This is a genomic window from Erwinia sp. JH02 (genome assembly GCF_013074405.1).
Taxonomy (GTDB): Bacteria; Pseudomonadota; Gammaproteobacteria; order Enterobacterales; family Enterobacteriaceae; genus Erwinia; species Erwinia rhapontici.
Genome location: NZ_JABANZ010000009.1, coordinates 89487 through 111573, shown reverse-complemented (window position 1 = coordinate 111573; position 22087 = coordinate 89487). Strand labels below are relative to the sequence as shown.

General features: G+C 53.8%; 17 protein-coding genes. 4 read left to right on the top strand and 13 right to left on the bottom strand.

Annotation, left to right across the window (positions count from 1 at the left end; all coding sequences use genetic code 11):
- Positions 1–94: 94 nt before the first annotated feature.
- The 7 genes from queE to relA form a co-directional block, all read right to left on the bottom strand.
- On the bottom strand, positions 95–766 hold the full coding sequence (gene queE / locus HHI26_RS19980; RefSeq protein ID WP_133846046.1) for a 7-carboxy-7-deazaguanine synthase QueE: 672 nt from the start codon (positions 764–766) through the stop codon (positions 95–97).
- 138 nt (positions 767–904) lie between these two features.
- On the bottom strand, positions 905–2572 hold the full coding sequence (locus tag HHI26_RS19975; RefSeq protein ID WP_167863284.1) for a methyl-accepting chemotaxis protein: 1668 nt from the start codon (positions 2570–2572) through the stop codon (positions 905–907).
- Between the two features lie 121 nt (positions 2573–2693).
- Positions 2694–4580, bottom strand: coding sequence for an acyltransferase family protein (locus tag HHI26_RS19970; protein WP_167863285.1), 1887 nt, complete (start codon positions 4578–4580; stop codon positions 2694–2696).
- A gap of 209 nt (positions 4581–4789) precedes the next feature.
- Entirely contained in the window at positions 4790–6085 is a 1296-nt protein-coding gene (eno, locus tag HHI26_RS19965; RefSeq protein ID WP_133846049.1) for a phosphopyruvate hydratase, read from the bottom strand.
- 80 nt (positions 6086–6165) lie between these two features.
- Complete coding sequence (pyrG, locus tag HHI26_RS19960) at positions 6166–7803, bottom strand: CTP synthase (glutamine hydrolyzing) (RefSeq protein ID WP_133846050.1); 1638 nt, start codon at positions 7801–7803, stop codon at positions 6166–6168.
- A gap of 199 nt (positions 7804–8002) precedes the next feature.
- Positions 8003–8785 carry a nucleoside triphosphate pyrophosphohydrolase gene (gene mazG, locus HHI26_RS19955; RefSeq protein WP_171149563.1) on the bottom strand — a complete coding sequence of 261 codons (783 nt, stop codon included), beginning with the start codon at positions 8783–8785 and terminating at the stop codon, positions 8003–8005.
- 88 nt (positions 8786–8873) lie between these two features.
- Positions 8874–11108, bottom strand: a complete 2235-nt coding sequence (gene relA / locus HHI26_RS19950) for a GTP diphosphokinase (RefSeq protein ID WP_133846052.1) — start codon at positions 11106–11108, stop codon at positions 8874–8876.
- 590 nt (positions 11109–11698) lie between these two features.
- Between relA and barA the strand changes: the two genes are divergently transcribed.
- On the top strand, positions 11699–14425 hold the full coding sequence (gene barA / locus HHI26_RS19945; RefSeq protein ID WP_133846053.1) for a two-component sensor histidine kinase BarA: 2727 nt from the start codon (positions 11699–11701) through the stop codon (positions 14423–14425).
- A gap of 49 nt (positions 14426–14474) precedes the next feature.
- On the opposite strand, the gene HHI26_RS19940 is transcribed toward barA, so the two are convergent.
- From HHI26_RS19940 to syd, 4 genes are all read right to left on the bottom strand, one after another.
- Positions 14475–14924: a flavodoxin gene (locus tag HHI26_RS19940; RefSeq protein ID WP_133846054.1), complete on the bottom strand. Its 450-nt coding sequence runs from the start codon at positions 14922–14924 to the stop codon at positions 14475–14477.
- Between the two features lie 22 nt (positions 14925–14946).
- On the bottom strand, positions 14947–15726 hold the full coding sequence (gene truC / locus HHI26_RS19935; protein ID WP_133846055.1) for a tRNA pseudouridine(65) synthase TruC: 780 nt from the start codon (positions 15724–15726) through the stop codon (positions 14947–14949).
- Entirely contained in the window at positions 15726–16052 is a 327-nt protein-coding gene (locus HHI26_RS19930) for a YqcC family protein (RefSeq protein ID WP_133846056.1), read from the bottom strand. The genes truC and HHI26_RS19930 overlap by 1 nt, the downstream gene beginning before the upstream one ends.
- 605 nt (positions 16053–16657) lie before the next feature.
- Positions 16658–17212 carry a SecY-interacting protein gene (gene syd, locus HHI26_RS19925; RefSeq protein WP_159337937.1) on the bottom strand — a complete coding sequence of 185 codons (555 nt, stop codon included), beginning with the start codon at positions 17210–17212 and terminating at the stop codon, positions 16658–16660.
- Positions 17213–17329: 117 nt separating this feature from the next.
- Here syd and queF point away from each other — a divergent pair, with 117 nt between their 5' ends.
- From queF to xni, 3 genes are all read left to right on the top strand, one after another.
- A complete protein-coding gene (queF, locus tag HHI26_RS19920; RefSeq protein ID WP_133846058.1) occupies positions 17330–18175 on the top strand; it encodes an NADPH-dependent 7-cyano-7-deazaguanine reductase QueF in 846 nt (281 codons plus the stop codon).
- A gap of 148 nt (positions 18176–18323) precedes the next feature.
- Positions 18324–19688 carry a nucleotide 5'-monophosphate nucleosidase PpnN gene (gene ppnN, locus HHI26_RS19915; protein ID WP_171149562.1) on the top strand — a complete coding sequence of 455 codons (1365 nt, stop codon included), beginning with the start codon at positions 18324–18326 and terminating at the stop codon, positions 19686–19688.
- Positions 19689–19720: 32 nt separating this feature from the next.
- Positions 19721–20470, top strand: coding sequence for a flap endonuclease Xni (gene xni / locus HHI26_RS19910; RefSeq protein ID WP_133846060.1), 750 nt, complete (start codon positions 19721–19723; stop codon positions 20468–20470).
- A 52-nt stretch (positions 20471–20522) separates the two neighbouring features.
- Here the strand turns inward: xni and rlmM are convergent, their stop codons facing one another.
- Positions 20523–21623, bottom strand: a complete 1101-nt coding sequence (gene rlmM, locus HHI26_RS19905; RefSeq protein ID WP_133846061.1) for a 23S rRNA (cytidine(2498)-2'-O)-methyltransferase RlmM — start codon at positions 21621–21623, stop codon at positions 20523–20525.
- Positions 21616–22011, bottom strand: coding sequence for a DUF423 domain-containing protein (locus tag HHI26_RS19900; protein ID WP_133846062.1), 396 nt, complete (start codon positions 22009–22011; stop codon positions 21616–21618). Before HHI26_RS19900 ends, rlmM begins: the two co-directional genes overlap by 8 nt.
- Positions 22012–22087: the final 76 nt, after the last annotated feature.

Sequence of the window (22087 nt, the reverse complement as noted above, 5' to 3'; positions counted from 1 at the left end):
CTTCAGGGTCTGAAATCGTAGGGGCGAGGCACGCCTCGCCACATCCGCAACGGGTGAGGCATGCCTCACCCCTACATGGCCCTGTCGATCCGGGTCAGGCAATATTCAAATATTTATGCGTCTGCATCGATAACCGCCAGTTACGCGCAATGCAGGTTTCAATGCACAGCTTCGTCGCATCATCCTTCTGACTGATCGGCTGTAGCGCGATAATCCGCGCCTTATCATCGCTGAGCGTTGCCAGCAGATCATCCAGCGCATCGACGTCGCGCTGACGCGCCACCGGGTGTTTCACTTCATCGGCGCGCACCAGGGCCTGATGCAGCACATCATAGCCGCCGCGCATATTCACCTTCGGCGACACTGTCACCCAGGTTTCCGGCGTACAGCGCACATCGTGCGTGCCGCTGGTTTCAATCTGGCAACCGAAACCATGCTGCTGAAGGGCTGCGGTCAACGGAGTGAGATCGTGAATGCACGGCTCACCGCCGGTGATCACAATATGTTTCGCCGTCCAGCCATGCTGGCGGATCACGCCGATCAAGGCCTCTGCATCGGCGGCACCCCAGGCATCGGTTTCGACGGTTTTCAGCAGAATATCGCCCAGCGATGTCTCCCGATCGGCCAGTTTATCCCAGGTATGTTTGGTATCACACCAACTGCAGCCCACCGGGCATCCCTGCAAGCGGATAAAAATTGCCGGTACGCCGGTATAAAGACCTTCGCCCTGCAACGTCTGGAACATTTCATTTATCGGGTACTGCATTAACATCTCGACTGGTGGCTAAAATACGGGCGCAGATTATGGCAGATTGACAGAATAAGGCCAAACAAAGCGTGCCAATCATTGCGCCGCCGTTGACCCTCCCCCCAATGCAGACGGTCAACGGCCAGGCAGGCGGGGTTAAAACGTCTCCCAATTCCCTTCGTCGGTGGCTGCGGCTTTACGCGGAGCGGCCAGCCGTGGGGTTTTGAGTGCCTGAGCGCTGCGGTTATCGACAACCACAGCACGCTGTGGTCCGATTTTAAACACGGCAACCGCCTGAGACAGCAGGCTGGCCTGCTCTTCCAGTGACGCTGACGCAGCCGCAGATTCCTGCACCAGAGAGGCATTCTGCTGCGTCACCCGATCCATCTCGGTGACGGCAAGGCCAATCTGGTCGATGCCACGGCTCTGTTCATCAGACGCCGAGGAGATCTCACCCATAATATCGGTGACGCGCACCACCGCGCTGACGATATCCGTCATGGTTTCCCCTGCCGTCGCCACCTGCTGTGAACCGGCATCCACGCGGTTCACTGAGTCCTCAATCAGGGATTTAATCTCTTTGGCAGCCTGGGCGCTGCGCTGGGCAAGATTACGCACTTCGCCCGCGACAACGGCAAACCCACGCCCCTGCTCACCGGCTCGTGCCGCTTCAACCGCCGCATTCAGTGCCAGGATATTGGTCTGGAAAGCGATGCCGTCGATCACGCTGGTAATATCAGCAATCTTTTTAGAACTTCCCGCGATCTCATTCATGGTTTTCACCACACCTTCCACCACCCTGCCGCCTTTCGCGGCGGTTTCTGAGGCGTTCTTAGCCAGCTGTGACGCCTGACGCGCGTTTTCGGCGTTCTGCTTCACGGTGGCCGTTAACTGTTCCATGCTGGCCGCAGTTTGCTCCAGCGAGGCCGCCTGCTGTTCAGTACGGGAAGAGAGATCGTTGTTACCCTGAGAGATTTCACTCGCCCCGGTGTAAATGGCATTCGAACTGTCACGCACATTACCCACGGTGCCGATCAGCGACTGCTGCATTTGCGTCAGGTTACTGGCCAGCAGCCCCATTTCGCTGCGCCCGTCCACCACCAGGGTTTCGGAAAGGTCACCCGCCGCGATACGCTGGATATGAACCAGCAACTGTTTTAACGGCGTCAGCAGAACACGTTTGATCACCACCCAGACCGAGCCCACCAGCAGCAGCAATATCAACACCACCGCCCCCAGCGTCCAGACCATATGGTTGTAGCCGTTTTGGTTATCGGTGACGCCCACCGCCAGCAGGCTGCCGTTCTGCTCACGCCAGCGGTCATAATTTTTTTCTAAATCATCCTGGGCTTTCTGCGCTTCCAGATTACCGTACGCTTCGTAGTTATTGGCCCCCAGATACTGAATGGACTGTTTCATGGTGTCGTACATCAGCTGATAGCTGCTGACAATGGCGTCATCCAGTGCCGTATTCTGGCCCTCTACCGCCGGATACTGTTTATAACGGGCAAAATGTTGTCCGGCATCGTCCAGCGTTTCAGAGGCCTGGCCCAGCAGTTTTTCAATCGCCGCCATGGAGGCAGGATCGGTCTGCTTTTTCAGGATACGGATAGCCACCCGGTTGATGGTGACCCGCGTTTTGACCAGTGTTTGCCATGCATCACTCAGTTGCCCCTGTTGCTCAGTCAAAATCGTGGCACGGGTGAAGTTGGCTTTGTCCTGGCTTATCGCATTGAACGAGAGCGCGCTGGAGACAAGCAATAGCGCACTAAAAATGATCAGCATGATAACGATGCTGGTGACGACTTTTATATTTTTTAGCATGGTGCGCACTCTGTGATGGGGTTAGCCCGATAACAGCTAATATCGGTTCAGAGTGGCATTTACTTTAATTACTTACAAAAGCCCTGTGGGCGGCCCTTTGACGGCCGCCCGGATTGATAAATTACATAAATCTGTTGTCGCGCATCTGCACCATCGCCTGCTTCGCCACGTCTTTCGCCCCGCTCAGGGTAAAGTGACCGTAGTCGTTCGAGGTCGGATGGCCGTCAGACGCCAGCCCGCGACAAATGTTACCGGGGCAGACAATCGAATAGACCGAGATATAGGGCGTTCCCTGCTCGGCCATCGCTGTACGCATTTGTTCGTCCGTCCCGCGGATCTCTTTCTTAATCGATGAGGCAACCAAATCTTTTCGTCCGTCCGTCTGATAAGCCAGCAGGTCCGGCAGCGCTTCGGTATATTCGACGGTCGGCCCCATGACGATGATATTGCCAGAGCGAGATTTCAGGTGCTCGAGCGTTGCGCGCAGAGGCGCGATATCCTCCGGTGCCCAGCGCGCCGAAATGATAATGCCGTCAATATGATGTTCTGCGATCCACTGGTCGTAGACATAGTCCACCAGTCGGGTGCACGGATTACGCAGTGACTGCTGGTACAACGGCTTACAGCCTGCTGAGGTCGCCTGAATAACGTTCACTCCGTCCCCCGCCGCCAGGCTGATAGCACGCCACAGATGCGCTGCATGGCTGTCACCGATCATCACATAGTTCTTCGCGGTCGGAGAGGTCTTGAGGCAGAACTCACGATCAAACGGCTTATCTTCCTCGCTCTTACCATCAACGAAACACTGCCCACGACGATATTGGTAGTCAAACTCCGGCATCTTGCTGTATTCCGAGTACTGCGCCAGCGCCAACGCCGCCGGAGAAAATTGCCCGGAGCTGTTACTGATATGGCCTTTATACAGCGCTCCGCTGGCCATCACGGCAAGCCCTATCACCGAAGCCGCCACAATACGGCCCGGGCTGATGTAAGACAGTTTGTAGCGGAACGGGATTTCGATCAGATAGCGCGATGCCACTGCCAGACCAAAGGTTAAGGCGAGGATCACCAGCTCACGCACACCCGGTTCAAAATTAAAGAACATGCGCGAGTAAACAATGATCGGCCAGTGCCACAGATACAGGCAGTAGGAGATCATACCGATATACACGACCGGCTTCAGTGCCAGCAGACGGGAGACGACAGACTGCTGACCCGCCAGGATAATCAGGAAGCTACCAAGACACGGATAGAGCGCATTCCACGCCGGGAAAGGCAGGGTGGTATCAAGCCAGAGAAAACCAAACAGAATCAACGCCAGCCCGCTGAGGCTCATGGCGTGTTTCACCCCGGTACGGTAATGGGCGGTTTTGGCTTCCAGCCCGGCGATAGCAATAATCCCGCCGAGCGCCATCTCCCAGGCGCGGGTCGGAAGCATGTAGAAGGTAAAGGTAGGTTTGCGCGTAACGCCGTAAATACTCAACAGCAGCGAACCCGCTATCACCAGCAGCATCACCTGAGTGGTACGGTTGCGGAACAGACGGATCACCAGCAACAGGATGATGGGGAAGAGAATATAGAACTGCTCTTCCACCGCCAGCGACCAGGTATGCAGCAGCGGCTTGAGATCGGCCGGGCCATCAAAATAGCCGGTGGTTTTCCAGAAAAAGATATTCGATGCCGACAGCAATGCCGCCAGCGCACTGTTGCTCAGATCGGTAAACTGAGCGGGAAGCAGGTGGTAATAACCAAATATCATCACCGCCAGCAGCACCACAAACAGCGGTGGCAAAATACGCAGGCAGCGACGTTTATAGAAATCGAGATAAGAGAAGTTGCCACTCATGGCACTGTTATAAATAATGCCGCAGATCAGATAGCCGGAAATCACAAAGAAGATATCGACGCCGGTAAAACCGCCGGGTATCCCCCCTATTCCCATGTGGTACGCAATAACCGGCAGTACGGCGAGTGCGCGTAGCCCGTCAACATCAGCACGGTATTTCATATTTTCTGATCCTGGTTACAAATAGTCACCGCGAATTTACACAAAATGACGCATAAAAACGCCCTGCAATCCATGAACCAGGACTTTTCCGCATTCAAGAAATAACCTTAACTCGCTGAAAAATAAAAATAAGCAAAAAAAAGCCCCGTCCGGAGACGGGGCTTTTCAGATAATCCTCAACCGGATAACCGGTTCAGAATATCGGCAGCTTACTGACCTTTAACTTCTTTCAGGCCGTTGAATGGCGCACGGTTGCCCAGCGCTTCTTCGATACGGATCAGCTGGTTGTACTTAGCAACACGGTCAGAACGGCTCATAGAACCGGTTTTGATCTGGCCCGCTGCAGTACCTACCGCCAGGTCAGCGATAGTGGCATCTTCAGTTTCACCTGAACGGTGAGAGATCACCGCAGTGTAGCCCGCGTCTTTAGCCATTTTGATCGCAGCCAGCGTCTCGGTCAGAGAACCGATCTGGTTGAATTTGATCAGGATGGAGTTAGCGATGCCTTTGTCGATGCCTTCTTTCAGGATCTTGGTGTTGGTCACGAACAGGTCGTCGCCCACCAGCTGGATTTTGTCGCCCAGCACTTCGGTCTGGTATTTGAAGCCAGCCCAGTCAGATTCGTCCAGGCCATCTTCGATAGAGACGATTGGGTACTGTTTGGTCAGGTCTTCCAGGAAGTGAGTGAACTCTTCAGAAGTGAAGGCTTTGTTGCCTTCGCCTGCCAGCACATATTTACCGTCTTTGTAGAATTCAGATGCTGCACAGTCCATTGCCAGGGTGATGTCTTTACCCAGAACATAACCCGCTTCTTTTACCGCTTCAGCGATAACAGCCAGTGCTTCTGCGTTAGAACCCAAGTTTGGCGCATAGCCACCTTCGTCACCAACCGCAGTGCCCATGCCTTTAGATTTCAGCACTTTTGCCAGGGTATGGAACACTTCAGAACCCATACGTACAGCTTCTTTCAGCGTTTTCGCGCCAACAGGCTGGATCATGAATTCCTGGATGTCGACGTTGTTGTCTGCGTGCTCGCCGCCGTTGATGATGTTCATCATTGGCAGTGGCATAGAGAACTTGCCTGGGGTGCCGTTCAGTTCAGCGATGTGCTCGTACAGTGGCATGCCTTTCGCAGCAGCAGCCGCTTTAGCCGCAGCCAGAGAAACAGCCAGAATGGCGTTAGCACCAAACTGTGATTTGTTCTCAGTACCGTCCAGATCGATCATGATCTTGTCGATATTGGCCTGGTCTTTGGCATCTTTGCCGGTAACCGCGTCAGCGATCGGACCATTAACAGCAGCAACAGCTTTAGTGACGCCTTTACCCAGGAAACGAGATTTGTCACCGTCACGCAGTTCCAGCGCTTCGCGAGAACCAGTAGAAGCACCTGATGGCGCCGCTGCCAGACCGACAAAGCCGCCTTCCAGATGCACTTCAGCTTCAACAGTCGGGTTTCCACGAGAGTCGATGATTTCGCGACCGATGACTTTAATGATTTTGGACATTAGTTTTTCCTCAGTACAAGTTAGCTTAAACTTAGACACACGGCTTGAAACCCTAAGATTTCAAGCCGTTATGAAAACACTTATTTTGCCAAACGCTTCTGGTACTCGCTGGCAGCTTTCACAAAGCCACTGAACAGCGGGTGCCCGTCCCGAGGTGTTGAGGTGAATTCCGGATGGAACTGACACGCAACAAACCATGGGTGGTCAGGGATCTCAATGATCTCAACCAGTTGGTCATCCCCAGAGCGACCTGCCACACGTAAACCGGCCGCTTCAATTTGCTTCAATAGCATATTGTTGACTTCATAACGATGACGGTGGCGCTCAACAATGGTGTCTGAACCATAGAGATTACGCACCAGGCTGTTATCCGTCAGCTGGCACTGCTGGCTACCCAGGCGCATAGTGCCGCCCAAATCGCTCTGCTCAGTACGCTGCTCAACGTTGCCTTCTTCATCACGCCATTCGGTAATCAGCGCCACAACCGGGTACTTACAGTCAGGAACGAACTCCGTTGAGTTCGCACCCTCCATATGTGCCACGTTACGGGCAAACTCCATCAATGCGACCTGCATACCGAGGCAAATGCCGAGGTAAGGAATATTGTTTTCGCGGGCATACTGCGCCGTCATCAATTTGCCTTCCACACCACGATAGCCGAAACCGCCAGGGATAAGGATAGCATCCAGATCCTTCAGCACTTCAACACCACGGGTTTCAACATCTTGAGAGTCGATCAGCTTGATATTCACCGTCACACGGTTTTTCAGACCACCGTGCTTCAGGGCTTCGATCACTGATTTGTACGCATCCGGCAGTTCGACATATTTACCGACCATCCCGATGGTCACTTCACCACCTGGATTCGCTTCCTGATAAATCACCTGCTCCCACTCGCCAAGGTTGGCTTCCGGAGCATTCAGATTGAAGCGTTTGCAGATAAAGTCATCCAGGCCCTGCGATTTCAGCATGCCAGGAATTTTGTAGATGGAGTCGACATCTTTCAGTGAGATAACGGCTTTTTCCGGCACATTACAGAACAGCGCAATCTTAGCGCGTTCGTTAGCGGGAACCGCGCGGTCAGAACGGCAGATCAGCACATCGGGCTGAATACCGATAGACAGCAGCTCTTTCACGGAATGCTGGGTTGGCTTCGTTTTCACTTCGCCCGCCGCGGCCATGTACGGCACCAGCGTCAGGTGCATATACATGGTGTGCTCACGGCCCACATCCACCGCCATCTGACGAATGGCTTCCAGGAATGGCAGTGATTCGATATCACCCACGGTGCCACCAATTTCCACCAGCACGACATCATGGCCTTCGCCACCTTCAATGATGCGTTCTTTGATGGCATTGGTAATGTGCGGGATCACCTGAATGGTCGCACCCAGATAGTCGCCACGACGCTCTTTGCGCAGGACTTCTGAATAGATACGGCCTGTGGTGAAGTTGTTACGGCGGCTCATCTTAGTACGGATGAAACGCTCGTAGTGACCGAGATCCAGATCGGTTTCCGCGCCATCATCGGTGACATAAACTTCACCGTGCTGGGTTGGACTCATGGTGCCTGGGTCCACGTTGATGTACGGGTCCAGCTTCATGATGGTCACGTTAAGACCACGCGCTTCAAGGATAGCGGCCAGGGAAGCTGCGGCAATGCCTTTACCCAGAGAGGAAACGACCCCGCCGGTCACAAATATATAGTTCGTTGTCATGCTGAACCTGAGAATGTAGGTTTAAAGACGATGGAATGAATAACCAAGACGGGAAAATAGTATACCCGAAACACCCCGTTGCGACAATTGCTCGTTTCCGGTTGTGTGCTTACCACCGCATTTACCGCCATGAGATTACCTGAATATGCGCATCAGGAGGTTGACGCGCGTCACATTTTTGTTGAATCGTGTCAGCCAATTATTCCTGAGATTTCACAACCTGCCATGCGGCTTCCATCTGTTCGAGGGTCGCCTGCTGCATTTCCATCCCTCCTGCGGCAATAATCTGCTCAACCTGGCGAAAACGACGTTCAAACTTGGTATTGGCCTTCTGCAATGCAGTTTCGGCTTTACTGCCGAGGTGCCGTGACAGGTTGACCGTGGCAAACAGCAGATCGCCAATCTCTTCTTCCAGCTTGTCCTGATCGATGACCGCCTGCTGCGCTTCATGCATCACTTCATCAATCTCTTCATGCACTTTATCGAGCACCGGTCCAATCGTGGTCCAGTCGAAGCCCACGTGACTGCAACGCTTCTGGATTTTGTGAGCACGCATCAGAGCAGGCAAGGCATGTGGGATATCATCCAGCGCCGAATGCTGTGCTTTTCCGGCACGCTCATCGCTTTTAATTTTTTCCCAGTTGACCAACACCTCAGCACTGTCGCTGACCTGCGCATCGGCAAAGATATGCGGATGGCGGCGTTCCAGTTTATCGCTGATCGCATTGCAGATATCGTCGAAGTTAAAGCGCCCCTCTTCCTGCGCCATCTGAGCGTAAAACACCACCTGGAACAGGAGATCACCCAGCTCACCGCGCAGATCGTCAAAATCAGCGCGGTTAATCGCATCAATCACTTCGTAGGTTTCTTCGAGGGTATAAGGGGCAATAGAGGCAAAAGTCTGCTGGCGATCCCACGGGCAGCCGTGTTCCGGATCGCGCAGGGTTTTCATGATGCCCAGCAGGCGATCGAGAGAAGTCATAGTGTATTCCATGTTGAATTAGGAGGGCGACGCATGCGTCGCCCCTACGATCGAACCGGGCACCAGGGGCCGGGCATGCCCGGCCCGGTTAATGCAATCTCTTAGCGTCGATGATATCCGGGACCTGGTTAAGCCGTGCTATCACCCGGCTCAACACCTGCTGGTTATAGATCTCAATATCCATATCAATCGTCGCCAGCTGCTTTTTGGTGTCACTGTGGCTGGATACGCCCAGCACGTTCACTTTTTCATTGGCCAGGATGGTGGTGATATCGCGCAACAGGCCGCTGCGATCGTTCGCGGTAACACGCACCACCAAGGAATAACCGCTGGAATAAGTCTCACCCCAGACCGCATCGACGATACGTTCCGGTGCATGAGACATCAGATCCGCCAACTGGTCACAGTCGGCACGGTGAATCGAAATTCCGCGTCCCTGGGTGATAAACCCGGTGATATCGTCACCCGGAATCGGCTGGCAGCAGCGCGCAATGTGGTGCATCAGATTACCGACCCCTTCCACCACCACGCGGCCGCTCTCTTTGCTACGAGGTACGCTGTTAGAGGTTTTCTGCGTCAGTTTTTGCAGCGCTTCACGATCTTCTTCCTCAGCGCTTGGCTTGTTCAGCTTCGACTGCAGGAAGTTGCTCATCTGGTTGAGACGGACATCGCCACCGCCAATCGCGGCCAGCAGCTCATCCAGCGTGTTGAAGTTGTAGCGCGGTAGCAGCAGCTTCTCGGCATCTTTCAGATTGATATCAAGATGGTCCAGTTCGCTGTCGAGGATTTGACGCCCGGCAATAATATTCTTGTCACGATCCTGTTTGCGGAACCAGGCGTGGATCTTCGAGCGCCCCCGGCTGGTGGTGACATAGCCCAGGTTCGGGTTCAGCCAGTCCCGGCTTGGGTTCGGCTGCTTCTGAGTGATGATGTCAATCTGGTCGCCCATCTGCAGCTGATAGGTGAACGGCACAATGCGCCCGCTGATTTTCGCGCCGATGCAACGGTGGCCGATATCGCTGTGGATATGGTAAGCAAAGTCCAGCGGTGTGGACCCGGCCGGCAGATCGACCACATCCCCTTTCGGCGTAAAGACATAAACCCGGTCGTCGAACACCTGGCTGCGTACTTCGTCGAGCAACTCGCCGCTGTCCGCCATCTCTTCCTGCCAGGTAATCAGCTTACGCAGCCAGGCAATACGTTCTTCGTGGCCGGAAGCCCCGCGAGCGCTGCCACTTGCTGCACCCTCTTTATATTTCCAGTGCGCGGCAACGCCCAGCTCGGCATCTTCATGCATCTGGCGGGTACGGATCTGAATCTCGACGGTTTTACCCTTTGGCCCGAGAACCACGGTATGAATAGACTGGTAGCCGTTCGGCTTAGGGTTGGCAACGTAGTCGTCAAATTCGCTCGGTATATGGCGGTACAGAGTATGGACGATACCCAGCGCACCATAACAGTCCTGCAAACGCTCAGCCACGATGCGCACCGCGCGCACATCGAACAACTCATCAAACGACAGCGACTTTTTCTGCATCTTGCGCCAGATGCTGTAGATATGTTTTGGGCGACCATACACCTCGGCCTTCACGCCCTCTTTCACAATCTCCGTGCGCAGCGACTGCACGAAAGTATCAATGTAGTCTTCCCGATCGATACGACGCTCGTGCAGCAGTTTGGCAATACGTTTGTATTCATCAGGATGCAGATAACGGAAGCAGAAGTCCTCCAGCTCCCATTTAAGCTGGCCGATACCCAGGCGGTTTGCCAGCGGAGCATAAATATTGGTGCACTCTTTTGCCGCCAGGACGCGTTCATCTTCCGGCGCGTCTTTCACTTCACGCAGGTGGGCAATACGCTCCGCCAGCTTAATCACCACACAGCGGAAATCTTCCACCATCGCAAGCAGCATGCGGCGCACGTTATCGACCTGCTCTGAGGCCATCGAATCATTGTGGGTCGCTTTTAACTGACGGATGGCATCCATATCGCGCACGCCATGCACCAGCGAGACAATGGCTTTACCGTGCTGCTCTTCCAGAACCTCTTCGCTCACCACGTTGGCATCGGCCAATGGGAACAGCAAAGCGGCACGCAGCGTTTCGTTGTCCATGCTGAGCATTGAGAGGATTTCTACCATCTCGACGCCACGCCACAGTAACAGTGCTGCGTCAGGATGATTTTTGGTCGCTGTTTCACAATAGCGCCAGGTATCGGCCAGTCGTTCACATGACTGCTGGTTGGAGATCCCCAGACTGGTGATCCATTGGTCGAGCGCAAACTCGCCAGCTGTATTCAGATGTGCACTTCTTACCGCAACCATATCCTCTCCTGGAATAGCCTCTGTTCAGGCCTTATTTTCAGCTAAACAGCACCATGGATCTTCGCCGTACACAGTGACGCCGTTGTTTTCAGATTATTGAATCCCGCATTATACGCAGCCTTCACGACTATTGCTGCAACGCCTTCCACACCTGCGACATTTTCAGCCATTTTTCCTGGCGTCTGAGCCCAATTTCTCATTTCAAAAGCACATTTCATCGGTGTGTGGCGATACAGTCAGCTGCTATAGCTTAGGCTTATGCGAAAACTGTTCCAGTTTTTAAAAAAAAATTTATCATTCTGCGTTACTGAGCAGGAAGAACTGATACAAGCCTTTGCCTGCCCCTGTTCGTGACGTTCATGCCAATGTCCTGCCACAAAGCGTGGCGCTGAACGCTATCATCAATCTGAAATGACGCCTTATGTTCACGCTTCACGATGGGGCAACACAATCTTTCAGGGTAGAATTTCATCATTGTTTCTTTGTGATTCACACGTCATCATTATCGGCAGGAAAATCGGGTATTGCCTGCCTCTGAACACAGCGCCAGTTGGACGGCACAGAGCGAAACACCGCGCACAGGGAATATTATGACCAAATACAGCCTGCGGGCTCGAATGATGATTTTGATTCTGGCACCCACGCTGATGATTGGGCTGCTGCTCTCCACGTTTTTCGTCGTGAACCGATATAACGAATTACAGAGCCAGCTCACCGATGCCGGGGTCAATATTATCGAACCGCTGGCGGTCTCAAGTGAATATGGCATGACCTTTCACAGTAAAGAGTCCGTGCGCCAACTGGTCAGCCTGCTGCATCGCCGTCATTCAGATATTGTGCGGGCCATTTCGGTTTTCGACGATCACAATCAGTTGTTTGTCACGTCAAACTACCATCAGACGCCCGACCTGCTGCGCCTGCCGGACAACACGCCGTTAACCACTCGCTATATGAAACAGCGCCACGGAAACTCCGTGATCCTGCGTACCCCCATCCTCTCCGAAAGCTATTATCCGGATGAATCGCCGGGCCAGGATGCGAAACCCAATGGTAATCCCCTCGGTTATGTCGCCATTGAGCTGGATCTGCAATCCGTCAGGCTACAGCAGTATAAAGAGGTGTTTATCTCTACCCTCTTGCTGCTGCTTTGCCTGTGTATTGCCATGCTGTTTGCCTACCGTCTGATGCGCGATGTCACCGGGCCGATCCGCAATATGGTGAGTACCGTTGACCGCATCCGCCGTGGCCAGCTAGACAGCCGCGTAGAAGGGCATATGCTGGGTGAACTCGATGTGCTGAAAAACGGCATCAACTCGATGGCCATGTCTCTTACCGCCTATCACGAAGAGATGCAGCAAAATATCGACCAGGCCACCTCTGACTTGCGTGAAACGCTGGAACAGATGGAGATCCAAAACGTCGAGTTGGATCTGGCTAAAAAACGCGCCCAGGAAGCCGCGCGTATTAAATCAGAGTTCCTCGCCAATATGTCACATGAGCTGCGCACGCCGTTAAACGGCGTGATTGGCTTTACCCGCCAGACGCTCAAAACCACGCTGAATTCCACCCAGCGCGATTATCTTCATACCATTGAACGATCGGCGAATAACCTGTTAAGCATCATTAACGATGTGCTCGACTTCTCAAAACTTGAAGCCGGAAAATTAATACTGGAGACCATCCCCTTCCCGCTGCGTGCCACGCTGGATGAAGTGGTGGTTCTGCTGGCGCAGTCCGCACATGAGAAAGGACTGGAGCTCACGCTTAATATCCAGAGTGACGTGCCGGATAATGCCATTGGCGATCCGCTGCGCATGCAGCAAATCATCGTCAACCTGCTCGGCAACGCAATCAAGTTCACCGAACGTGGCAATATTGATATTCGCGTGGAGAAACGCGCCCTGAGTAATAACCGTATGGAGCTGGAAGTTCAGATTCATGACAGCGGCATCGGGATTTCAGAAAAGCAGCAGTCGCAGCTGTTTCAGGCGTTTCGTCAGGCGGATGCCAGTATTTCGCGCCGTCACGGCGGCACCGGGCTGGGTCTGGTGATCACTCAGAAACTGGTTAATGAAATGGGCGGCGAAATCTCGTTCCACAGCCGCCTCAATCACGGTTCCACCTTCTGGTTCCACGTTAATCTGGCCCTGAATCCGAACGCTGCCAGTGATCCACGGGTGATGGATTGCATCGAAGGCCAGCGCATGGCTTATGTCGAACCCAACGCCACGGCCGCGAAAGCGCTGATGGAGATGCTGGCCGCAACGCCAATGAACATCAGCTACAGCCCGTCACTGAGTGAACTTCCGGAAGCACACTATGATGTGCTGCTGATGGGCGTTCCGGTAGCTGACCCGCAAAATCTTGAGATCACCGGAGAACAGCTGACGCCAATACTACAACGTGCTAACAGCGTCATTATGGCTCTGCCATTCCAGATGCAGGTTTATGCGGAAGAGCTCAAAGCACGCGGTGTGACGGCCTGCCTGATTAAACCGATATCCATGACCCGTCTGATCCCCGTTCTGGTCGATCATCATCACCGTGATGCCCTGCCACTGACCGAACGGCACCGTCTGCCGCTGCGTGTGATGGCGGTGGATGATAACCTGGCTAACCTGAAGCTGATTGGAGCACTGCTGGAAGAGCAAGTCGCGCACATTGTGCTGTGTGACAGTGGTGAAGCGGCGATTAATCAGGCGCGTCATCAGCATCTGGATATTATTTTAATGGATATTCAGATGCCGGAGATCGACGGCATTCGTGCCAGTGAAGCCATTCGTACCCTGCCACAGCACGCCAATACACCGATAGTGGCGGTCACGGCGCACGCACTGGATGGCGAAAGGGAACAGCTGATCAAAGCCGGGATGAACGATTACCTCGCCAAACCTATCGATGAGCAGAAACTGAGTCGACTGCTGGCACGCTATTCACCTGGCGGGCAACGCATGTCGCTGCCGGTGATTGAAGTACCGGCGTCCCTCGACTGGGCACTCGCGTTACGTCAGGCGGCGAATAAACCCGATCTGGCACGCGATTTGTTGCAGATGCTGGTGGATTTCTTACCGGAAGTTCAGATGCTGATAGAGCAATATATGACGGAGAATAATACAACTTCACTGCGCGATATCATCCATAAACTGCATGGTAGCGCCAGCTACAGCGGAGTACCACGCATGAAGCAACTCTGCCTGGCACTGGAACAAAGCCTGCGTCAGAGTGAGGATATCACTCAGGTAGAGCCTGAATTGTTTGAGCTGTTGGATGAGATGCAGAACGTGGCACGGCTGGCGAAGGAGCGGCTAAAACTGTAGGTTCGGGATCCGCTGCGAGGCGGGCCTGCATTGCAGACCCGCTCGTCAATTATGCAATGAGCTTAGCCCACTGCTCAACCCACGGAGAGGTGACCTCTTCCGGCTCCGGGTTTTCCGTGGCATCCACCAGCAGCATCTCACCCACGCGGATAGCACTTTGATCCTGTAACAGGTCAGCAAATTTTTTGCCGCCGCCGCAGAACTCATCATAGCTGCTATCGCCCAGCGCGATAATGCCATAACGCAGCTCAGGCTGGTAACCCAACTTATCTTTGATGCCAGCGTAAAGGGAAGCAATGCTGTCCGGCAGATCGCCTTGTCCAGTGGTTGACGTGATCACCAGCACGGCTTTCTGCGCATAGTGCTGCCAGTCTTCCAACGTGGGATCTTCAAAAATCTTCACCTGATGGCCCGCCGCAACCAGCAGTGGTTCAGCCTCTTCGGCCACCAACAGGGCATTACCGTAAACGGTGCCAACAAAAATGCCTACCTCAGCCATGCTCTTCTCCATTTTGGAATGCTTATCGTTGTTCACTATCCTGCGGGCTTTCCGTCGCGAACTCAACCCGTGGAATATCAGGGAGACAGTGCTGCCAGTCGAACTGCGTCATCGCCGTTTGCCAGACGTCATCCAGCCCGGCACGCAGCACCAATGGCACCTGGGTTACCGGGTGCGCCAGGCATAGTTCGCTGGCGTGCAGCATAAGTCGGTTCATCCCGAAGTTTGCCGCAGCACTGCGATTCTGCTTCAAATCGCCATGGGCGCTATCGCCGATAATCGGGTGGCGCAGATGGGTCATATGACGACGCAACTGATGCTTACGCCCGGATTCCGGTTTCATCTCTACCAGAGAATAGCGCGAGGTTTGATAAGGGCCGACGGGCACGGGCAGTTCGGCAGTGGCCAGCCCACGCCAATGGGTGACGGCCGACTGCGGCGCTTTTTCAGGCTGGCTAAACTTATCCGCAATTTTGTCCAGTTCTTCGGTCAGCGCATAGTCCAGTACCTCATCACCTTCCAGCCAGCCGCGTACCACGGCATGATAGGTTTTCTGCAACTGATGCTGTTCAAATTGTTCTGACAATAAACGCGCCACATCACTCGACAGCGCCATCAGCAGTACGCCGGACGTTGGCCGATCCAACCGGTGCACGGTAAACACGTGCTGGCCAATCTGGTCTCGCACCGTTTGCATCACAAAACGGGTTTCATGACGGTCCAGCCAACTGCGGTGAACCAGCCAGCCGGACGGCTTATTCACCGCCACCAGCCACTGATCCTGATAAATAATTTCCAGCATCAGTTTTGTGACTCAAATAACTGGTCAAAGGCATTTAAAAGGTGCAACAGTTGCGCACGCTCCGGGATCTCACCTTCCAGCCACACTTCATAGTAAGGCGCTATCGCCAACGTTGTCGGCAGCGGCGCACCGGCATCCAGCAGCGCCTGCATGCGCGGCAGGAATATCCATTGCAGCCATTGTAATGGCGTCATGGTATCGACGCAGAAAGGTTCTGTGCTGGCAAACGCCTCACTATTTGGGGCAATAGCCTGCCATAAACCCGCCTGTTTAAGCTGCGTTTCAATGGCCAGCAACCGTTCCTGCACCTGTTGTTCACGGCTCATGAGCAACCTCCTGATTAAGCGTTGGGGATAAAGGTCGCAAAGCATAGCATCCGCACCGTGCCGGGTAAAAATTTCAACGAAAAAAGGGGCACTGTATATACAGTGCCCCTGGTCCGTTTGCAGCGTTCCAGCTACATTTATGCTCCCTGCTCATCCTTGAAAACTATTCCTGACACTCTCCATAGCGTGCACCATCCTGATGCGAATCCTTTGACGTCCATGATCACCGACTACCTTGTTCGGTCCACATTCTCCGTCCTGGAGGTGTCCTTTACCTCTCCCTGAGGTTTCCACGCTTCATCCGGAAGCCTTTCCCTGATACGTCATCCTGACGGGTCCAACTCATTCCATGAGCACATCGTCCTGATGTTCGTTCAACCCTGACTGTCCTTTGCGATGGGTGCTATTTTGCCTGTTCAGCATAAGCAAACAAGACACCCGTGCCAGTTTTTTACGCATCTCACAGGCGTGTTATCACAATCAGTACCCTAACGTGATGATCTACAATATTTTTACAATTAGAACGATTGATATGTCTGCATCAAAGGGATGCGATCTCTCACAGAGCACGTGAGACATCTCGCACAAAATGAACGGGCAAACTCTCAGCAACGTTCGCTAAGGGGTTGTAAAGAAATAAGAAAATTCTCAATTGAAGGGGAGATGACCTGCCGTTTTTGCGTTCCTAACTGCTCAATAATCACTTCGCCATTGAGATTACAAACCGACACCACCTCCAGTTCAGATTCCGTAGTAGCAATAAACAGAGTAGGAGAGTGTTTAAGACGACGCTTCATCACCAGGTGCCCAATCAGATTTTCCTGCACGCGCACAAAATCGTCTTCACTCCACACCTGTACCAAAGACACCTGGTGTCCGGCATAAGTTCCCATCATGTCACCGGCAAATTGTGCGGTATAGAATCCGGTGATCGAGGGCTGCAAGCTGATATCCAGTGCACGTTCAACGGCATCCAGGTTTTTTGCCAGCGTAAAGGGCTGTGGCTGCCACCAGACTTCATCATTATGGGTGGCGGTGACGCAAGGCGAGGGAATGCCGTACAGATCGGCGCTCGCCGGTGCATGACCATGCTGCTGCTGCCAGAGATCGCAATAGCGCTGGCTAAAATCGCGTAGGGCCTGGGAGGTTTCTTCGATCATTATTTTTTCACTCTTTGCTGGCTGGGTTACACTGACAACCTGGTGTGCACATCGGTACACGACACTCTTCAAGCTGCCTGCCACGGCGGGCACCCTAAAGTAACACAAGGTAACACCATGTCTTCATACGACCATCATCAGGCACTGGAAGGCCTGACTCTGGGGAAACCCACAGAATATCACGACAGCTATCAACCAGAGCTGTTACAGGCTGTCCCGCGTAGCCTGAACCGTGAACCGCTGGGCCTGTATCCCGATAATCTGCCGTTCAGCGGCGCGGATATCTGGACGCTGTACGAACTGTCCTGGCTGAACAGTAAAGGGCTACCGCAGGTGGCGCTGGGTGAAGTCACTCTGGATGCCGGCAGCGTTAATCTTATTGAATCCAAAAGTTTTAAACTGTATCTGAACAGTTTTAATCAAACGCAATTTGCCGACTGGGGTGACGTCCGTCAGACGCTGGAACGCGATCTCAGTGACTGTGCTGCGGGTAAAGTTAGCGTTGCGCTATTCCGCCTGCAAGAGATTGAAGGCCAGCCCATCGGCCGTTTCAACGGCGAATGCATTGATGAGCAGGACATTGTGATTGATCACTATCAGTTCAATGCCGACTATCTGCGCGATGCCACCAGCAACGAACGCGTTGAGGAGCAACTGGTCAGCCACCTGCTCAAATCTAACTGTCTGATCACTAACCAGCCGGACTGGGGGTCAGTGCAAATCAGTTATCGTGGCCCGCGTATTCAGCGCGAGGCACTGCTCCGTTATCTGGTCTCATTCCGCCATCATAATGAGTTCCACGAACAGTGCGTCGAACGCATCTTTAACGATATTCTTCGTTTCTGCCAGCCGGAGAGTCTGACCGTTTATGCCCGCTATACGCGGCGTGGTGGTCTGGATATCAATCCCTGGCGTACCAACGATAAGTTTGTCGCCAGCCGTTCAAGACTGGTCCGTCAGTAAATCGCCGATCGCAACGTTAAGCTATTGTTAAATATCAATGGAAAAGGCTACTCTGACAACGGGCAGCGACAGCGGCCCAAGGACATTTTGCTTTTGTGATCGTCACATCACGGAGTTACTGCACCCCTGCGGGTGTAAAGGAGTTCACTTGATTACACATGTCAGCCCTCTCGGCTCAATGGACCTGCTTTCACAGCTCGAAGTCGATATGCTGAAGCGCACGGCCAGCAGCGACCTCTACCAGTTATTCCGTAACTGCTCACTTGCCGTGCTGAATTCAGGCAGTCAAACCGACAGTAGCCACGAACTGCTTTCCCGCTTCGAAAGCTTTGATATTAACGTGCTGCGCCGTGAGCGCGGCGTCAAACTGGAACTGATCAACCCGCCAGAAGAGGCATTTGTTGACGGGCGAATTATTCGTGCGCTTCAGGCTAACCTGTTTGCCGTTCTGCGCGACATCTTGTTCCTCAACGGCCAGATCGATAACGCCGGGCGCTTCCAGCAGTTGAAAGCGGAAGATCCCGTTCATATCACCAACCTGGTCTTCTCTATCCTGCGCAACGCGCGTGCGCTGCACGTGGGGGAAGAGCCCAATACCGTGGTGTGCTGGGGGGGGCATTCAATCAACGCCGTTGAATACCAATACTGCCGCAACGTTGGCTCCCAGCTTGGCTTACGTGAACTGAATATTTGCACCGGCTGCGGGCCGGGTGTAATGGAAGCACCGATGAAAGGGGCAGCGGTGGGCCATGCCCAGCAGCGCTACAGAGATAGCCGTTTCATCGGTCTGACCGAACCCTCGATCATTGCTGCCGAACCGCCTAACCCACTGGTGAATGAACTGATCATCATGCCCGATATCGAAAAACGCCTGGAAGCGTTTGTGCGTATCGCCCACGGCATTATCATCTTCCCCGGCGGGGTCGGAACAGCTGAGGAGCTGCTCTATCTGCTGGGTATCCTGATGAACCCACACAACCATGACCAGGTTCTGCCGCTGATCCTCACCGGGCCAAAAGAGAGTGCCGACTACTTCCGCGTGCTGGATGAGTTCATTGTCAGTACCCTGGGGGATGACGCGCGCAAGCACTACACCATCATTATTGATGATGCGGCCGAAGTGGCACGTTTGATGAAAAAAGCGATGCCGAAAGTGAAAGAGTATCGCCGCGAAACGGGCGATGCTTACAGTTTCAACTGGGCATTACGCATTGCGCCCGACCTGCAAATGCCCTTTATGCCAAGCCATGAAAATATGGCAAACCTCAATCTTTCTCCCGAACAGCCTGCCGAACAGCTGGCAGCTGCACTGCGTCGGGCGTTCTCCGGTATCGTGGCCGGTAACGTGAAAGATGTGGGCATCAAGGCCATCAAAGAGAAAGGGCCGTACAAACTGCACGGTGACCCGGAAATCATGCGTCGCATGGATGATCTGCTGCAAGGATTTGTCGCGCAGCACCGTATGAAGCTGCCGGGCAGCGCGTATATCCCCTGTTACGAAATCATTAAGTAAAGAGCGGCCTGCGGGCCGCTCAGGGTTATCTGATGATACATCTGTTAATTATCGATGCGCTGAATCTGATTCGGCGCATTCATGCGGTTCAGGGCTCCCCTTGCCAGGAAACCTGCCTGAATGCCCTGCAACAATTGTTGCTCCACACACGCCCAACGCACGCCGTGGCCGTTTTTGATGATGATGATCGCAGCGACAGCTGGCGCCATCAGATCCTGCCTGATTACAAAGCGGGACGTTCACCGATGCCGGATGCCCTGCGTGACGAAATGCCGTTGCTCCGGGCTGCCTTTGCCAGTATTGGTGTAGCCAGCTGGCACTCAAAAGGCGATGAAGCTGACGATCTGGCCGCAACGCTGGCCAGCAAGGTCGCCTCCGCAGGCCATCAGGCGACGATTGTGTCGACCGACAAAGGCTACTGCCAGTTGCTGGCACCGACTATCCAAATTCGTGATTACTTCCAGAAACGCTGGCTGGATGTGCCTTTTATTGCCGCAGAATTTGGCGTGGCTCCGGCACAGCTGACCGATTACTGGGGGCTGGCGGGGATCAGCAGCAGCAAAATTCCCGGCGTTGCGGGCATTGGGGCCAAAAGTGCCAGCCAGCTACTGCAACAGTTCGGCAGTCTGGCGCAGATTTATCAGCAGTTGGATCGCGTGCCGGAAAAATGGCGCAAAAAACTGGCCGAACATCAGCAGATGGCGGAAATCTGTCAGCAGGTGGCAACGCTTAAAACGGATTTAGTGCTGGAAGGGAATCTGAAGGATCTGCGTTTGCCGTAGGGTCGGGCTCGTTTAACAACGGGCGAGGCATGCCTCGCCCCTACATTCTGGATTATTTTTCGTCGCGGCGGCCCGGCGCAGCGCTCCAGATGCGGCGGATATGTACCGTTACTTCTTCACGATCGTGATAAAGCTGACGCGCCTGAATCTGTGCATTAATGCCATTTTCTTTCAGCTTTTCATCGATCATCGCCAGGTTCTGCGAGACCTCTTCATAGCGTTTTTTCATCGGCAGCTTAAGGTTAAAGATCGCCTCACGACACCAGCCATTCACCAGCCAGTCCGCCATCAGATTTGCCACACGCACCGGTTTTTCTACCATGTCGCAGACCACCCAATAGTTATTGCTACGCGTTGGGCGATATTTGAAGCCGTCTTCACGCTGATGGAACACCTGCCCGGTATCCATCAGGCTCGGTGCCATCGGACCGTTATCTACCGCGTTAACCATCATGCTGCGCTGCACAAGCTGATAGGTCCAGCCGCCAGGACAGGCCCCCAGATCCACTGCCCACATCCCGCTGGCCAGGCGCTCATCCCACTCATCGGCAGGAATAAAGACATGGAAAGCCTCTTCCAGCTTGAGCGTGGAACGGCTTGGTGCATCGGAAGGGAACTTCAGGCGCGGAATGCCCATAAACAGCGCGGAATTATTCTGCGGCAGGGAATACCCTACATAACAGCAGCCAGAAGCGATAAAGAACACGTGAACCACCGGGCGCTTATTGCTTTCGTAGTTAAGCAGAATGCCTTCTTTACGCAGGCTGGCACGCAGCGGGACGGTAAACTTACGGCAGAACTTCAGCAGCTCTTTGCTGGCATTGGTGTCCGGCACTTCAACACGCAGATCGCCGCCCTTCTCTACCACACCGGTCAGCATCCCCGCGACAGGCGAGATGCGGTCCTCGGTGGGCAGGTCACGCAGCAGTTCACCCACCACGATCATCTGGCGGGAGAAAATCAGTTCGCTAAACGGCAGCTCATTGAGCAACTTTTCTGCTTCACCCTGCTGATAGCACTCAAACAGCACGTAGGCAGAGTCATCTTTCACGCGGGCGAAGCCATACACTTCGCGTTCAGCGGCTTTGGCGGTAATTTCGGCCGCACACTCTTTCTCAAAACCCTGACGGCAATACAGCAAAATTTTATTCATGGCGATCTGCCCTTTTTTTCAGACGCAGCGCGCCAACCAACATCAGAACCCACCCGATCAGGAAGCCAGTGCCGCCAATCGGGGTGATATAAACCCATAACTTCAGGTGGGACAGCGCCAGGCAGTAAAGGCTGCCGCTGAACAATACCGTACCCAGCGCTAAAAATGCGCTGCTCCAGTAAAACCAGATATTTGCACGGCGCAGCATCGCTGCTGCCATACCGAGTATCGCCAGGGTGTGAAACGCCTGATACTCCAGCCCGGTTTTAATCCAGGCCATCTCTGCGCTTCCCAGCGACTTGCTTAACACGTGGGCACCAAATGCCCCCAGCATCACGTAGAAGAATCCACTGATGGCGGAGAAAATCAGCATTGCACGACTGGACATGACACCATCCTCTATCCGGACAGGGAGGCCCCTCCCTGTCTCTTTATTCATTACCCCTGCCGCTCGGCGGCGAAGG

Bases quoted from the DNA above. Each gene is read 5' to 3' on its own strand.
- queE (WP_133846046.1), bottom strand. From the start codon at position 766: ATGCAGTACCCGATAAATGAAATGTTCCAGACGTTGCAGGGCGAAGGT.
- HHI26_RS19975 (WP_167863284.1), bottom strand. From the start codon at position 2,572: ATGCTAAAAAATATAAAAGTCGTCACCAGCATCGTTATCATGCTGATC.
- HHI26_RS19970 (WP_167863285.1), bottom strand. From the start codon at position 4,580: ATGAAATACCGTGCTGATGTTGACGGGCTACGCGCACTCGCCGTACTG.
- eno (WP_133846049.1), bottom strand. From the start codon at position 6,085: ATGTCCAAAATCATTAAAGTCATCGGTCGCGAAATCATCGACTCTCGT.
- pyrG (WP_133846050.1), bottom strand. From the start codon at position 7,803: ATGACAACGAACTATATATTTGTGACCGGCGGGGTCGTTTCCTCTCTG.
- mazG (WP_171149563.1), bottom strand. From the start codon at position 8,785: ATGACTTCTCTCGATCGCCTGCTGGGCATCATGAAAACCCTGCGCGAT.
- relA (WP_133846052.1), bottom strand. From the start codon at position 11,108: ATGGTTGCGGTAAGAAGTGCACATCTGAATACAGCTGGCGAGTTTGCG.
- barA (WP_133846053.1), top strand. From the start codon at position 11,699: ATGACCAAATACAGCCTGCGGGCTCGAATGATGATTTTGATTCTGGCA.
- HHI26_RS19940 (WP_133846054.1), bottom strand. From the start codon at position 14,924: ATGGCTGAGGTAGGCATTTTTGTTGGCACCGTTTACGGTAATGCCCTG.
- truC (WP_133846055.1), bottom strand. From the start codon at position 15,726: ATGCTGGAAATTATTTATCAGGATCAGTGGCTGGTGGCGGTGAATAAG.
- HHI26_RS19930 (WP_133846056.1), bottom strand. From the start codon at position 16,052: ATGAGCCGTGAACAACAGGTGCAGGAACGGTTGCTGGCCATTGAAACG.
- syd (WP_159337937.1), bottom strand. From the start codon at position 17,212: ATGATCGAAGAAACCTCCCAGGCCCTACGCGATTTTAGCCAGCGCTAT.
- queF (WP_133846058.1), top strand. From the start codon at position 17,330: ATGTCTTCATACGACCATCATCAGGCACTGGAAGGCCTGACTCTGGGG.
- xni (WP_133846060.1), top strand. From the start codon at position 19,721: ATGATACATCTGTTAATTATCGATGCGCTGAATCTGATTCGGCGCATT.
- rlmM (WP_133846061.1), bottom strand. From the start codon at position 21,623: ATGAATAAAATTTTGCTGTATTGCCGTCAGGGTTTTGAGAAAGAGTGT.
- HHI26_RS19900 (WP_133846062.1), bottom strand. From the start codon at position 22,011: ATGTCCAGTCGTGCAATGCTGATTTTCTCCGCCATCAGTGGATTCTTC.